Source organism: Pelagibacterium flavum (assembly GCF_025854335.1).
Classification (GTDB): Bacteria; Pseudomonadota; Alphaproteobacteria; order Rhizobiales; family Devosiaceae; genus Pelagibacterium; species Pelagibacterium flavum.
Genome location: NZ_CP107716.1, coordinates 468182 through 481223, shown reverse-complemented (window position 1 = coordinate 481223; position 13042 = coordinate 468182). Strand labels below are relative to the sequence as shown.

16 protein-coding genes and 1 pseudogene are annotated in these 13042 nt (G+C 58.9%); 6 read left to right on the top strand and 11 right to left on the bottom strand.

Annotated features, from left to right (window positions below; genetic code table 11):
* Positions 1–45: 45 nt before the first annotated feature.
* Genes OF122_RS02440 through OF122_RS02430 form a run of 3 tightly spaced genes read right to left on the bottom strand, consistent with a single transcriptional unit; the run spans position 46 to position 2623 of the window.
* On the bottom strand, positions 46–708 hold the full coding sequence (locus OF122_RS02440; RefSeq protein ID WP_264226271.1) for a DUF924 family protein: 663 nt from the start codon (positions 706–708) through the stop codon (positions 46–48).
* Positions 709–762: 54 nt separating this feature from the next.
* The gene (locus tag OF122_RS02435; RefSeq protein ID WP_319019405.1) at positions 763–2238 is read right to left on the bottom strand and encodes an NAD(P)-binding domain-containing protein; all 1476 of its coding nucleotides are present in this window, start codon (positions 2236–2238) and stop codon (positions 763–765) included.
* Between the two features lie 55 nt (positions 2239–2293).
* Positions 2294–2623 carry an ArsR/SmtB family transcription factor gene (locus OF122_RS02430; protein ID WP_264226269.1) on the bottom strand — a complete coding sequence of 110 codons (330 nt, stop codon included), beginning with the start codon at positions 2621–2623 and terminating at the stop codon, positions 2294–2296.
* 253 nt (positions 2624–2876) lie between these two features.
* On the opposite strand from OF122_RS02430, the gene OF122_RS02425 reads away from it, so the two are divergent.
* Positions 2877–3218: an IS66 family transposase gene (locus OF122_RS02425; protein WP_408636290.1), complete on the top strand. Its 342-nt coding sequence runs from the start codon at positions 2877–2879 to the stop codon at positions 3216–3218.
* 69 nt (positions 3219–3287) lie between these two features.
* On the opposite strand, the pseudogene OF122_RS02420 reads toward OF122_RS02425, so the two are convergent.
* From OF122_RS02420 to OF122_RS02400, 5 genes and pseudogenes are all read right to left on the bottom strand, one after another.
* A pseudogene (locus OF122_RS02420) lies at positions 3288–3854 on the bottom strand (helix-turn-helix domain-containing protein); the annotation flags it as partial.
* Between the two features lie 64 nt (positions 3855–3918).
* A complete protein-coding gene (istB, locus tag OF122_RS02415) occupies positions 3919–4710 on the bottom strand; it encodes an IS21-like element helper ATPase IstB (protein ID WP_264224549.1) in 792 nt (263 codons plus the stop codon).
* A complete protein-coding gene (gene istA, locus OF122_RS02410) occupies positions 4700–6226 on the bottom strand; it encodes an IS21 family transposase (protein WP_264224548.1) in 1527 nt (508 codons plus the stop codon). Before istA ends, istB begins: the two co-directional genes overlap by 11 nt.
* Positions 6227–6356: 130 nt before the next feature.
* Entirely contained in the window at positions 6357–6716 is a 360-nt protein-coding gene (locus OF122_RS02405; RefSeq protein ID WP_264226268.1) for a DUF309 domain-containing protein, read from the bottom strand.
* A 404-nt stretch (positions 6717–7120) separates the two neighbouring features.
* Complete coding sequence (locus tag OF122_RS02400; protein ID WP_264226267.1) at positions 7121–7573, bottom strand: RrF2 family transcriptional regulator; 453 nt, start codon at positions 7571–7573, stop codon at positions 7121–7123.
* A gap of 98 nt (positions 7574–7671) precedes the next feature.
* On the opposite strand from OF122_RS02400, the gene OF122_RS02395 reads away from it, so the two are divergent.
* The 5 genes from OF122_RS02395 to OF122_RS19715 all read left to right on the top strand — a co-directional run bounded on the left by OF122_RS02395 (position 7672) and on the right by OF122_RS19715 (position 10162).
* Positions 7672–8109, top strand: a complete 438-nt coding sequence (locus OF122_RS02395) for a group III truncated hemoglobin (RefSeq protein WP_264226266.1) — start codon at positions 7672–7674, stop codon at positions 8107–8109.
* Positions 8099–8482, top strand: coding sequence for a DUF983 domain-containing protein (locus tag OF122_RS02390; protein WP_264226265.1), 384 nt, complete (start codon positions 8099–8101; stop codon positions 8480–8482). Before OF122_RS02395 ends, OF122_RS02390 begins: the two co-directional genes overlap by 11 nt.
* A 299-nt stretch (positions 8483–8781) precedes the next feature.
* Complete coding sequence (locus OF122_RS02385) at positions 8782–9222, top strand: pseudoazurin (RefSeq protein ID WP_264226264.1); 441 nt, start codon at positions 8782–8784, stop codon at positions 9220–9222.
* Positions 9223–9280: 58 nt separating this feature from the next.
* Positions 9281–9529 (top strand): NnrU family protein, encoded by a 249-nt coding sequence (locus OF122_RS19720; RefSeq protein ID WP_408636289.1) that lies wholly within the window; start codon positions 9281–9283, stop codon positions 9527–9529.
* Positions 9530–9940: 411 nt separating this feature from the next.
* The gene (locus OF122_RS19715) at positions 9941–10162 is read left to right on the top strand and encodes a hypothetical protein (RefSeq protein WP_408636288.1); all 222 of its coding nucleotides are present in this window, start codon (positions 9941–9943) and stop codon (positions 10160–10162) included.
* Between the two features lie 62 nt (positions 10163–10224).
* On the opposite strand, the gene OF122_RS02375 is transcribed toward OF122_RS19715, so the two are convergent.
* From OF122_RS02375 to OF122_RS02365, 3 genes are read right to left on the bottom strand one after another with little or no spacing between them, the layout of a single operon-like run.
* Positions 10225–11190, bottom strand: coding sequence for a response regulator (locus tag OF122_RS02375; protein WP_264226263.1), 966 nt, complete (start codon positions 11188–11190; stop codon positions 10225–10227).
* A complete protein-coding gene (locus tag OF122_RS02370) occupies positions 11187–12524 on the bottom strand; it encodes a sensor histidine kinase (RefSeq protein WP_264226262.1) in 1338 nt (445 codons plus the stop codon). Before OF122_RS02370 ends, OF122_RS02375 begins: the two co-directional genes overlap by 4 nt.
* Positions 12521–13003 carry a molybdopterin-dependent oxidoreductase gene (locus tag OF122_RS02365; protein WP_264226261.1) on the bottom strand — a complete coding sequence of 161 codons (483 nt, stop codon included), beginning with the start codon at positions 13001–13003 and terminating at the stop codon, positions 12521–12523. Before OF122_RS02365 ends, OF122_RS02370 begins: the two co-directional genes overlap by 4 nt.
* Positions 13004–13042: the final 39 nt, after the last annotated feature.

Sequence of the window (13042 nt, the reverse complement as noted above, 5' to 3'; positions counted from 1 at the left end):
GCGACCCGCCCACGGCCGAGATAACGCGACGGGCTGTTCATGCAGTCAGAAGCTGCCGTTCTCTTCCTTGAGAAAGGCTTCTTCCGCGGGCGTTGTGACCCGGCCGAGCATGTCGTTCCGATGGGGAAAGCGGCCAAAACGGTCAATGATCTCGAAATGGCGCGTGGCAAATTGAAGGGCCATGTCGAAGAATGGCTTGCTGTTGAGCTTGCGCGAGGCCGCTGCTGCCTGGAGCGCGAAAAATCGGTCGATCATCGCCGCCTGATCTGCAGGCAATTCTGAGTGCATGAGTGGCATGAAGAGAAACATCACCTTGAACAGATCAAGGTCAACGACTGATCTGTCGCCCAGCGATGCTCGAGAAAGACCCAGTGCAAGCGGGTCGGTTTCGTACATCCGGGCGGTTCCGCGATACATGTTGCGTGGAAACTGATCGAGAACGATCACGGCCGCCAGGCGACGGCGCAAATCGTGCGGCACCCACCCATGTTCGACATCCCGCGCCAGCTTTTCGTGAAGTTGAGAAAATCTACGGCGAATTTCGCTGTCGACCTGCGGGTCCTTGCCGTTCCAACGTCGAAGCTGAGGGCTGCTTTCGCCCGGCATACCGGTTTCTTGCAGGTCGCCAAACCAGTAGTCCAGCACATCGTCGAAGCGAGCCTCGGTGCAGTTGAGCGTCCGATCCACGGTTTTGTCAGGCAGTTGCATGGAAAGTCTCTTTGATAGGCCCGGCTTCAGAGACCGACACCGGGCAATTTCGGATTAATCGCAGCAGGCAACGGGCTTAGCCTTCGGTTCTACCTGTGCTGACGGTTTTGATCCGCAGCCGCATCCGCTTTCGCCTGCGGCTTTGGCGTCGGCATCTTTGACGCAGCATGCCTCTACGCCGGCCGGCGCGGGCCCGCCGCAGCATCCGGCTGCCTGGGGCTCGTCCTTGACGGGTGCGTTCATAGTCATTTCCTTTTTAGCGTTGAGCGAGATGGTTGCCGCGGTCGCGGTTCTGCAGATGCCCGTCTCCGGGAGTTCGAGTTCGACCCGGAGCGCGGCTTCTTCGTCTCCAGCCAACATGGCCACGACGGAACGCACCTGTTCGTAGCCCGTGGCAAGCAGGAAGGTTGGCGCGCGCCCATAGGACTTCATTCCGACGATGTAGAAGCCAGGCTCGGGATGAGCCAGCTCCACCGCGCCGTGCGGTCGCACCGTTCCGCACGAGTGAAAATTGGGGTCGATCAGAGGGGCAAGGGCCGGGGTGGCTTCTACCACAGGATCCAAGGTCAGCCTGAGCTCTGACAAGAAAGAAAAGTCGGGCCTAAATCCTGTCGCGACGATTAAGCGGTCGACCGCGAGATTGACCGCGTCTGCACCCAGTTCACCGGCCACATTGAAGGCATGAGGCGTTCTCTCAACCTTGTTGATCGTGAAGGGCGACAACAGAGACACGCCGCCGTCGCGCACTGCATTGGCCGCGCGATGCCCCAGAAGGCCGCGTCCTGGAAGTGCATCATTCAACCCTCCGCCAATCAGGCGGTCGGTGCCACCCGAACGCGTTGCCCAGCTGATCCGCGTCTGCGGGTTCTCGATTTTCAGATCGAGCAGATCGAGAACGGCGTTGATGGCTGAGTGACCGGCGCCAACAACGAGGGTGTGCTTGCCAGCATACACATCACGATCTTTCCCGAGAACGTCGGGAATGCCATAGGCAATCGGGTCCTTGTACTCGTGCTCGCCCTCGACGGCGAGACCATCGCGGCCCATCGGGTTCGGCCGATGCCAGGTTCCCGAAGCATCGATAACCGCCCGTGCGAGAGTCCGATGCCGGTTCCCATCTCGGTCGTTCCAGATGACGACAAATGGCGATTTCTCGCGATCCGCATTGTCGAGCCTGGACCGATTGAGTCGAGAAATGGCGACAACGGTGGTTTCGTACCGGATGTGCGGCGCGAGTTTTGGATGGGCCGCAAGCGGTGCAATGTAATCTTCAACAAGCTGGCCCCCGGTAGGTTGAACCTCAGGATCGGGATGCTGCCAATGCTCCGCTTCCAGAAGCGCTCGGGAGGCGGCATCAATGTTGAATTTCCAGGGGGAAAACAGGTGAACGTGGGACCACTGCGAAATGGCAGAGCCCGCTTGCCGTCCCGCTTCGAACACGACTGGAACGAGGTTCCGCTCAAACAAATGAGCTGCTGCGGCGAGCCCTACAGGACCGGCGCCAATGACAGCAATCGGCAGGTCATTCATGGTCATTTCCGTACCCCATATTTCTAGAAATATCGAAATAGCTTACAAAAAGAGGTTAGGCGACATCGCTGTCGGAAAGGCACCTTGGCCCGCAACCGTTTTGGTCAGCGCAACATTCGTCCGATAGGTATCCGATCAAACCATCCATTGCGGAATATTCCGCATGACAGTAGAGGGTTGTTCCTGACCTTTCCTGGCGGACAAGTCCCGCGTCGATCAGTCGCTTCAGATGATGCGACAAGGTGGAGGCTGCCATATCGTGACGTTCCTGCAGTTGGCCCACCGCAAGCCCGCTTTGTCCTGCCCGCACAAGCGTGCGGTAAAGTCCCAAGCGCGTCACGTTTCCAAGAGCTTCGAGCTGTTTGGCTGCTAATTCGATAATCATGGAATAACAAGTCGCATGAAGGTGACTCGCCGTCAAGTTTTATTTCGGCGAATTTCGAAATAGTCCTGAAAACCAATGATGAGCACTTCCCTGAAAGCGCCACCACCTCTAGCGGCACCCGATTGGCACGCCGAGGTGCTGCACTCCCCGTGGGAGTCGAACGGTCAGCGCCCGTCGGAGTGAGGGGCGGGCTTCGTGCAGTCCGTCCGCCGCCACGAGAACGGCAATCTAAAAGAGGATCATCAGGTGGGACGTGCCATCTCGACCTCCCTCCGATTTACACCTGGGCGCATGCGCGAGCCGTCGGCATCGGCTGGACCAGAGATTGTGTTGGGGACGGCATCCGTCCGCTTGGAACCGGGTGCTCCGGCGAGCCGGATTGCCTCCCATTGAGGCCGATATCCGACGCTTGCGCCCGGATGACCGCTTCGCCGTGCGCCGGGAGCGGTCAGCTCCGGCCCTGGCGCGGATAAAAGATTGCCATGATCACCATCGCAGTCGCGTCTCGCCAAAAGCACCGCTCGGGGAAGCATTGAGCTACATTGCCAAACACGGAGGTGGGCTCGAGTTGTTCCTGACCGATGGGCGCATTTAGCTCGACAATAATGCTGTCGAGCGGATCATCCGTCACATCGCGAAGCGTGTTTCATTATGCACTCCATTGCTAAGTGTCTGTAAACATTGGAAGCGTGTTCGCGTCGACGGTGCGACACGGGCGACCTTTCCGGGCTATCGCGGTTTTGATCGTCTCCGACGCCAGGTCTTCGGCACGGATTTGGTACGGCGCACCGCGCACTACCTGAACAGCTGGGAGGGTGCCGGTCTTGATAAGGCGCCTGATCGCGTGGCGTGTAACGCCTAAAGCCTTGGCTGCCTCGGTCATGGTGAGCCATTCGCCATTTTTCTCAGCCGAACGGTAGGCATGGATGCCGCGAACCCGCCGAACCGACGAGACGCGGTGCGCCGTCCAAGTTTTTCCGTGGCCGGTGGGCAAACCCATCCGATTGAGCGACGCGGCGATATGCTCGTCAGACCAACGACCTGCCATGCTTCTCATTACTGCCAACGCATCTTCAGCTGTCGCGCAACCGTGTTCCCCCGCTTGGGGTTTGTGAACACGCAGTTCTGAGTGTTGGCCGCCCCGCCAGTGGATCGTGAGGACGACGTCCCGCACCGCATCGTCAACATCGACGATGATGTCGGCGATCAAGGTCCGGAGTGTTGATTTCTGCTGAGAAGTGACCCGGTATTTTCACCGAGAATTGACCCGCCTCATGGATATGATTTGGGATTGGTCAGGTGGTCAAGCCGGGTGTTTTCTCCTTTTTGGTTTTGACGGTTTGGGCCGAGCTGTTTTTGAACCGGAAGCTGTCGTTTCCGGTCTCGAGGATATGGCAGTGATGGGTCAGCCGGTCGAGCAGCGCGGTCGTCATCTTGGCGTCGCCGAATACGCTGGCCCATTCGGCAAAGCTGAGATTGGTGGTGATGATGACGCTGGTGCGCTCATAGAGCTTGCTCAGCAGATGGAAGAGCAATGCTCCTCCTGAAGCGCTGAAGGGCAAATATCCGAGCTCATCAAGGATCACCAGATCGGAATGGATGAGCCGGTTGGCGATCTGCCCGGCCTTGCCCTGGGCCTTTTCCTGCTCCAGCGCATTGACCAGTTCGACGGTCGAAAAGAAGCGAACCCGCTTGCGGTGATGCTCGATGGCCTGAATGCCCAGTGCCGTGGCGATGTGGGTCTTGCCGGTTCCCGGCCCGCCCACCAACACCACGTTGTCGGCCTTGTCGATAAAGGCGCCGGCATGAAGCTGGCGCACCAGGGCCTCATTGATCTCGCTACTGGCAAAATCAAAGCCAGCCAAGTCCTTGTAGGTTGGAAAGCGCGCCACCTTGAGCTGATAGGCAATGGATCGCGTCTCTCTTTCAGCCATCTCGGCCTTGAGCAATTGTGAGAGGATCGGAACGGCCGATTCAAAGGCCGGAGATCCCTGTTCGGTGAGTTCGCTGATTGCCTGGGCCATGCCTGCCATCTTGAGGCTCTTGAGCATGATGATCAGGGCCGCGCTTGCCGGATCATGACGCATGGCGCACCTCCTTGTCCGCGCGCAGGGTATCGTAGCGCTCGACATTGGCCTGCGGTTCCTTGCCCAGCACAAGGGCCTGCGGTGCCCTGACTGGCGGCACCGTTCCCGGCTTGCCATCGATCAGCCTGTGCAACAGGTTGAGGATATGGGTCTTGGTGGGCACCCCGGCCTCCAGCGCCATCTCGACCGCGGCCAGCACCGCCTGTTCGTCGTGATGGAGAACCAGAGCCAGGATCTCGACCATCTCACGATCGCCACCGGGTTTGCCCAGAAGGTGGCGCTGAAGTTGCCGGAATCCATCGGGCATGTCGGCAAAGGGTGCACCATTGCGCAGGGCACCGGGCTTGCGCTGGATCACCGCCAGATAATGGCGCCAGTCATAAACGGTGTGACCCTGCCCATGATGCCGCTCGATAATCCTCTTGTGCTCGCAGATCGCCTGGCCTTCAGCGACAACGACAATGCGGTCCGGATAGACCCTGACGCTGACCGGTCTGTTGGCGAACGAGGCCGGAACGCTATAGCGAACGCGCTCGAGGTGAACCAGGCAGGTGGGCGAGACCCGTTTGGTATGTTCGATGAACCCGTCAAAGGCCCGCGGCACGGTCATCAGATACGGCGTCTCGATGCACCAGGAATTGGCAACCGAACCCGGTTCCGCGCCATGAGCAATCTCTTCCCATAGAGCCACACAGCGCTGCTCGAGCCAGACGTTCAACTCATCGAGCGAGTTTGCACGTGGCAAGGGCTGGAAAAGCCGGTGCCGCATATCGAGCACGTTCTTTTCCACCATACCCTTTTCCCAACCGGCAGCGGGATTGCAGAACTCGGGCTCGAACAGGAAGTGGCTGGCCATGGCCGAGAACCGGGCATTGACCTGACGTGCCTTGCCACGGCCAACCTTGTCCACGGCCGTCCTCATGTTGTCATAAATGCCCCGGCGCGGGACGCCGCCCAGAACTCGGAAGGCATGGTTGTGGGCATCAAACAGCATCTCGTGGGTCTGGAGCAGATAGGCCCGCACAATAAAGGCCCGGCTGTAGCAGAGCTTGGTATGGGCGACCTGGAGCTTGATCCGCTCGCCCCCGATCAGTGCCCAATCCTCGCTCCAGTCAAACTGGAAAGCTTCGCCAGGCTCAAAAACAAGAGGAACGAAAACGCCCCTGCCGCTCACATTCTGCTCGCGCTGGCGTTCCTCTTTCCATCGACGGGCAAAGGCCGCCACACGACCATAAGAGCCTTCGAAACCGAGGCTCACCAGATCAGCATGGATCTGCTTGATGGTGCGCCGCTGCTTGCGCGGCTTGCGGCTCTCGGCCTTCAGCCAGCCTGACAGCTTCTCGGCAAAAGCATCGATCTTGCTTGGCCGATCTGGAACCTGGAACTTCGGCTCAACCGTATCGGTCCGAAGGTATTTGCGAATGGTATTCCGGGACAGGCCCGTGCGCCGCGCAATCTCCCGGATCGATAAACCGTCCCGGAAATGCCAGCGCCGGATAACGCTCAAAAACGCCATGTCCAACACTCCTAAATCTCCCGCCCAAAACGAGCAGGATAGCGTTCAAACATGGGTCACTTCTCAGTGGAAAAATCTCCCTGAACCGGGTCACTTCTCAGCGGAAATCAACAGTCGGTCTTATAGGAGATCAACACGACCTCCCTGCTCCTACCTGTAGTGGGTGGAGAAAAATATCGAGACCAGATCGACCGCGAAACGGCCAGAATCGGCGGCTCTCCGCCCGCGCACAATCCGCCAGGACTTGTGGTGACATCCCAATAGCAGGTGTGAACACGTCGGCATTCAGCCTGACCAACAATGTTGCTGCACGCTCAAGATGGCGCCGCTTCGGCCCGTGCTTACCTTCACGCACTTTCACGCCAGCCGCCGCGAGCAGGATGATCGCCTTCAGGAAGGCCCATTCTTCAGAATTGCGATCAACGTGTTGCCAGAACGGCTCCCACGCCTCGTGAGCCTCCCAATAATAGCAGTAGTTGAACAGATCCACACCCCATAGGAACTGCTCTGGTGGGTTCGTGTTGCACCACGACAGGGGCTCTTCGCTGGCGCCGAAGCTGTGGCCCGCCGGGTGCCGAACGGGATGCGGAAATCCGCTGTTTGGCAGATACGCATATGCCGGGAACCTACGAGATGGACGAAGCCTCGGTGGCTGCGTGTCAGGATACCGGAAGCCAGTCGAACGACGAGTTGTTCGGTCCACTATCGAATACCTCAAACTTATCAGCATATGCTGCCCTCAATGGAGCTACCATCGAGGCCAAATTCCTACAAATGCAACCGGCGGCAAAAGGTCGGCGAGTGTTGCCGTCGCAGTGTCCCGTTGGTCCCCGTCCATTGCTCTGTCCCCTATGCAAGACAAGGGGGCCCGCGCCACCGGCGCTCAATCGTGCATTAGCGTTGCTGGAGTGTTTGCGTAGGCGGCAACTGTTGTGTCGACAGTATGGACAGAATGCCGGTCGCCTCACCCTGTAGCTGAGCGATCGTGCATTCGTCCAAAACATGCAAAAACGCAGCCATGGCCTGCCCTATCAGGCCCCTCAGGCCACATCCCGGTGCCAAACGGCAGGTCGTGCAATCGACAAGGTCGAGACAGTCCTCCATCGACCGGACGATCTCGCCGACCGATATTTCGGAGGCGGCACGCGCCAGTCGAAGACCACCCATTCGACCGCGCGCGCTTTCGATGTAGCCCTTCCTGACCAGCCCATGAGCCACTTTGACCAAGTGATTGTGAGATACATCGTAGAATCGCGAAATTTCCGAAATGGAACACAGCCGATCCTGATACTGAGCCAGATAGACCATCACCCGCAATGCCAGGTCAGTATGAAGCGTGAGGCGCATCGAAGTTTCCAATATGTCGCAGGTTTAATGATGTATTGCTATTGCATGTATTAGATTGATGTACCAGTCTGCCTTCACAACCAATTTGGAGCTCGCAAATGACCGAACTGAGCGAGGATGGGCTGAGACTGCAGGTAACGCGCTTCTACGAGAAGGTTCGCGCTGATGGTGAATTGGCCCCGATTTTCGCCGATACCGTAGAGGATTGGGATGATCACATTAATCGTCTGACCGATTTCTGGTCTTCGGTCATGCTTACCTCTGGCCGTTACAAGGGCAACCCCTTCGGTGCCCATCTCTCCTTCGCATCGCGATTGACGCCTGCCCTGTTCTCCCGCTGGCTGGCCCTGTGGTCACAGACAGCCAGGGAGATCTTCGATCCGGTCGTTGCCAATGCCCTCGAAGGCAAGGCATCGCGAATTGCCCAGAGCTTGAGAGCGGGCCTGTTCGGATTCAAACACACACCTGCCGACAGCGTGGAGGGCGTCCATGCGACCCACCCCAACATCGTAAGCGGGAGCCATCATGACACGTGATCAAAACCAAACACCCCTCGGCATCGGCACAAGCATGCGCGCTCGGTGCCCACGCTGCGGTGAAGGACAGCTGTTCAAGGGATTTTTGACCCTGCGGAAGGACTGCGAGGCTTGCGGCCTCGACTATAGTTTTGCGGATCCCGCCGATGGCCCGGCGTTCCTGATTCTCATGGTGGGATGCATTCCCGCGGTCGTGTTCGGCCTATGGCTCGAGGTCGCATTTCGGGCGCCGATATGGGTGCACCTGGCCACTACTGTGCCCTTGATCTTTCTGACCTGTGTTCCTCCTCTCCGCCCCCTCAAGGCGTGGATGGTTGCGCAACAATATCGCTCCAAAGCTGAAGAGGTCCGCGCCGATATGCTGGTCAAATGACGGTGCGCGCCGACGCCTGCGCACATACGGATGGCACAGCTTCCTATTGCGCTCTCCGGCTCTGGGACCGCTTGTGCCGCAGCCACAACTTTAAATTGGCAAAAGTTCGCGCCGCGCTGGCCGGCCCACCGCGCTCGATTTCCCCGGGGCTGGGGTGCTGCCCAAACGTCAATTTTTTTGATGTCCTCTCCTCACGCTCGAAACGGGGCCGGGTTACTTGATCCAGCACAAGGATGAGGGCTTCCCTATGCGCTACCAACGAGACGAACACGAAGTTCACCCTCACAATGGAGTTCGAAATGCATAAGGTCACTCTCGCCGCACTCGTATTGACGATGGGCTTTGCTACGAGCCCCGCCTGGGCGGCAGATCACGAAATTCAGATGCTCAACAAGGGCGACGCCGGCGTGATGGTATTTGAGCCCGCCGCCATCAAGATCGAACCTGGCGACACGGTTACGTTTGTCGCAACCGATCCGGGGCACAATGCCGAGGCCATAGCGGGCATGCTGCCAGATGGAGCAGAAACTTTTCGCACCACTATTGGGCAAACTGTTACTCTCACGTTCGATGTCGGCGGCGTATACGGCATTAAATGCACTCCCCACTACGGCATGGGGATGGTTACCCTGATCCAGGTTGGGGACGGCCCCGCCAATCTGGAGGAAGCCAAGGCCACAAATCTGCCGCCAAAGGCAGAAGAGCGTTTCGAAACCGCATACGAGGTGCTCGAGCTTTAAAAAGTCAGCGAGGGGCCGCACTTTCACGAGCGCGGCCCCGCTCAAGCCGGATGAGACAATGGTCAACCTCTTGGCAATATCACTCTTCGTTCTGTCCCACCTCATACCATCACTCCCCGGTGTGCGACCAACCCTCATTAGGCTCATGGGCCGCAATGGCTATCTTGCGACATACGGGGTTCTTTCCCTCGTTTTGCTTGGGTGGGTCTTTCACGCCGCAATTTCCGCACCGTGGTGTTGGCGTGGATTTCCGCTGAATGGCAGGCCTGGATCACGCTCATTGTGTCTCCGCTCAGCCTCCTTCTGATCATCGCAGGGCTTGTCTCTGCAAAATCCATTCTCGCTTTCTGCACGCCGACATAGACAAGGCCGACCCCTGGCGCCGTGGTGGCCATTACACGCCATCGAATTTTTGTGGTCCTGCATTGTGGGGCGCTTCGCATATTCCACCAAACGGCGATGTTCGATCCTTGCTGCTGTTTGGGACCGTTGCGGATCTCGCCCTGTCCGCAACTCAGTCCCTCAGTAGAACTGAGTTAAAGGAGACTGACCGCTACACGGGCCGCACTCAAGCGCGACTGGGCCGTATGCAACCGTCATCAGGCGTAACGGGCGGGTGGCGACATGCGCACCTGGCAAGTCGAGCGCCGCGGGCGCACGCGGCATCTAATCGAGCTGGGAAGTCTCGTCAACGAGAGGATCGTGGGCCTGACCGGCAATGATTGAGACGTTCTACGGCGCTCTGCTATGGATGGCCGCAAAGACCAACAGCGAGAAAAGCGAATATGCATACGGTCTGAGCCGAAAAGACGGCCGGGCGAAAAGGCTGCCAATGAAATGGATACCAAAGACGATGACACCCGTTGATGGCTATCGGCTGGGTTTCCAGGCCTTCATCGGACGTGAAGCAAACCTCAAAGATTGTAGCCCACTGGCTTGAACGGGCGAGCAAGCTCGCGGCGGTTGGATAGCTTTCGCCGGCCTCGCCCTGTACTGCTTCCTTCAGGTCGCGGGTTGCGCCAGTGGGACAGACAGAATTAGCGCCACCAGTTCCGCCTGCCTTTGCACGCCGGTTTTGGAGAAGATATTTCGTAGATGGAATGCGACGGTCGTACCTGAGATCGCCAACCGGTCTGCGATCTGGCTGCGGCGCAGCCCCTCGGCTAACAAACAAGCGACCTGGGCCTCCATCCGCGTCAGGTCGAACAACTGGCCAAGCGTCGCAGTGTCCATAGGGAGCTTGCTATCTGTGCCGCTCAGTATCAGCATAGCGACTGCCTCGCCATGGTGCGAGTGTGCTGGCAGCGACATCCCAACGACCATGAGCTGGGCCCCATCTTCCAAGCGTAAACCCGTGGGGGCCGTTCCTTCATCCAGAGCTAACCCCGCGATCAATGCGGACAGCTTCCGACCATCTTCGCCGCTGGCGGTAATGCGCCCACTCAGTGAAATACCAGCCTCGCCCGATAGGCGCTGAGCGAGAGGATTGGCATGGACCACGCCGCCATTAGCATCGAGTAGCACCACGCCAATAGCCAGGCGATCCAGGGCGGCCAGTCCGGAACGGTCTCCCGGCATTGCACGCAAGCGTCGCATCAGGTTCAGGCGCGATTCAACGATTGCACGAAGCAGGTCGTAATCAATGGGCTTGGTCACATAGTCGTCAGCTCCTGCCATGCGCCCATCGATTATCTGCTGGCGTGAGGACAGGGCAGTCAGAAAGACAAAGGGCACGTCATCAAGATCGGGTCTCGTCTGACGCAAATAGGACATGAACCTCTTGCCGTCCATGCCGGGCATCAGGATGTCACAGAGGATCAGATCGGGGCGCTGCCTTTCCAGATGGGCCAGCGCCTCGCGCGCATCTCCGGCGGCACTAACGACATAACCGGCCTCGTGCAGTTCGAACGCGACGTCGTCGCGCAGCGATGGCTCATCCTCGACACACAGGATCAGCGGAACGGTCATGCGGCGTCCTCCCTCGGCAGGTAAAGCGCAGCTATCAGACCGCCCTCGTCACGCTCCATCAAGGTCACCTCGCCACCCTGAATTCGGGCCAGATGGCGCGCGAGCGTCAGGCCCAGTCCGGAGCCAGGCAAAGTCTCGTGCCCGCTGCCGCGGTAGAACCTGTCAAAAGCACACTCAATCTCATCGGGCGACATACCCTTGCCTCTGTCCTCGACCCGACAGACGACATAGTCCCGCGACTGAGAGACACTCACATCGACGCGGCAATCGGGCGGAGAATACAAGAGCGCATTGCGCAGGAGGTTGGAGAGGATTTCGGCGGTCAACATCGGATCGCACAGCGCGACAGTTGGTTCTGTTTGCACCGACTGCCGGATACGGGCCGGGTCGCGGTCCCGCGCCGTTGCCATTAGGTCATCAATGACTGAAGTTACCAGATCGCGCAGGTCATGGGCGCGCAGGCTAGGAAGTACCGCATCAGCTTCCAGCCGGGACATCATCAATGCGGTATCTGTCAACTTCACGAGCCGGGCAACCGCCTCACGGGACACCGTAGCCTTTTGCGCGATCAATTCAGGCGGAACCGGGCTTTCACCGCGGCGCGTCAGGCGATGCATTGCGCTGTCGATTACGGCCAGAGGCGTGCGGAATTGATGGGCAATCAGGTCTGCGAACCGACGGTGGTTCTCGGAAGTTTTGCGTTCGCGTTCCAGATCGCTGGCCAACTTTTCAGCCCGCAGGCGATCCAACCTCCCGCTCATCAAGCGCCTCTCACGATCGATCAGGATTGCCACCAGCCCCAGTCCTGCCGCCGCCGCCCCCAGCACAGATGCCAGCGCAAGCAAGTGCAACTGCCTTAGGCTGTCCAGGCGCGTGGCTTGAATCTGCCATTCATGGGACATCACCAGACTCGCCTTCGCCCTCAGGGCTGCGACCAGCGCCGTGACATGTGCCCGTAGCCCGACTGGATCGGCATCTTGCGCAGGGTCAAGCGCCAGAAGCCCGTTGCGCCAACCTGCAAGCGTTTCGGATATGCCTGCATCCTCAAGAAAGCGACGTTGCGGCCCATCTTCCAACAGTGTCAGTCGAGAAACCACTATGTCAAAGCGGGTCTGGATCTGTTGCGGCGTAGCCTCATCCGAGAGCGCCAGCGCCAGGTTCAAGGCCTCGATCTGCGTCTGACCAAAGACCCAGATCATGTTTTCTGTTGCGTCAATGCGCATCTGGCGTTCCAGCACGACAAGCTGCCACGCGGCTAGCCCCAACAGGCCCAGGCAGATCACCACCAGCCCACCAAGCCACAGATACCGCGCCCGCCCGCCTGTGCCGGTCATTGCACATGCAGCGCGACAAGCTGCCAGACCCATCGCATGTCATACCGTATATCGGCCAGAACGCCGTGATTGTCGCGCGGATAGACGATCCAGACTGGACCCTTGTCACGCCGGGTCAGAGGCACGTCATCCATGTAAAGCGCGGCCAGAACGTCAAACCGGTGAAAATCCTCGACAGGGATATCGACGACATAGTCGTTCAACGCTGTGGCGCGCACACTACTTCCCTCTGCCTCGGCATGGGCGAGGATGTCTCGCATCAGCACGCCGCTGAACTCCGGCCTGCCATCTGTGACGCTGGTCGATGTCGAAAACTCATGCCAGTCCATCGTATCGAAATCCGCGCGCGTCATCTCCACCCTGCCGTCCCTTACCGCCCCGGTCAGGGTCAGCAGGACGTCCTCGGCAGCCACTGGCACGGCCATGAACACAAGTGCCGTCATCAACGCGGTCTGAACGATGTGATACTGTAATCTCATCACCACAACCCAAAATGAAAACCCGGTTCCGGCTGAACT

What these genes read in the sequence shown, in the direction of transcription:
- OF122_RS02395 (WP_264226266.1), top strand. Translation starts at nt 7,672, where the DNA reads ATGACCGAACTGAGCGAGGATGGGCTGAGACTGCAGGTAACGCGCTTC.
- OF122_RS02435 (WP_319019405.1), bottom strand. Translation starts at nt 2,238, where the DNA reads ATGAATGACCTGCCGATTGCTGTCATTGGCGCCGGTCCTGTAGGGCTC.
- OF122_RS19715 (WP_408636288.1), top strand. Translation starts at nt 9,941, where the DNA reads ATGATTGAGACGTTCTACGGCGCTCTGCTATGGATGGCCGCAAAGACC.
- OF122_RS02430 (WP_264226269.1), bottom strand. Translation starts at nt 2,623, where the DNA reads ATGATTATCGAATTAGCAGCCAAACAGCTCGAAGCTCTTGGAAACGTG.
- istB (WP_264224549.1), bottom strand. Translation starts at nt 4,710, where the DNA reads ATGCGTCATGATCCGGCAAGCGCGGCCCTGATCATCATGCTCAAGAGC.
- OF122_RS02440 (WP_264226271.1), bottom strand. Translation starts at nt 708, where the DNA reads ATGCAACTGCCTGACAAAACCGTGGATCGGACGCTCAACTGCACCGAG.
- OF122_RS02385 (WP_264226264.1), top strand. Translation starts at nt 8,782, where the DNA reads ATGCATAAGGTCACTCTCGCCGCACTCGTATTGACGATGGGCTTTGCT.
- OF122_RS02370 (WP_264226262.1), bottom strand. Translation starts at nt 12,524, where the DNA reads ATGACCGGCACAGGCGGGCGGGCGCGGTATCTGTGGCTTGGTGGGCTG.
- OF122_RS02365 (WP_264226261.1), bottom strand. Translation starts at nt 13,003, where the DNA reads ATGAGATTACAGTATCACATCGTTCAGACCGCGTTGATGACGGCACTT.
- OF122_RS02390 (WP_264226265.1), top strand. Translation starts at nt 8,099, where the DNA reads ATGACACGTGATCAAAACCAAACACCCCTCGGCATCGGCACAAGCATG.
- istA (WP_264224548.1), bottom strand. Translation starts at nt 6,226, where the DNA reads ATGGCGTTTTTGAGCGTTATCCGGCGCTGGCATTTCCGGGACGGTTTA.
- OF122_RS02375 (WP_264226263.1), bottom strand. Translation starts at nt 11,190, where the DNA reads ATGACCGTTCCGCTGATCCTGTGTGTCGAGGATGAGCCATCGCTGCGC.
- OF122_RS19720 (WP_408636289.1), top strand. Translation starts at nt 9,281, where the DNA reads ATGGTCAACCTCTTGGCAATATCACTCTTCGTTCTGTCCCACCTCATA.
- OF122_RS02400 (WP_264226267.1), bottom strand. Translation starts at nt 7,573, where the DNA reads ATGCGCCTCACGCTTCATACTGACCTGGCATTGCGGGTGATGGTCTAT.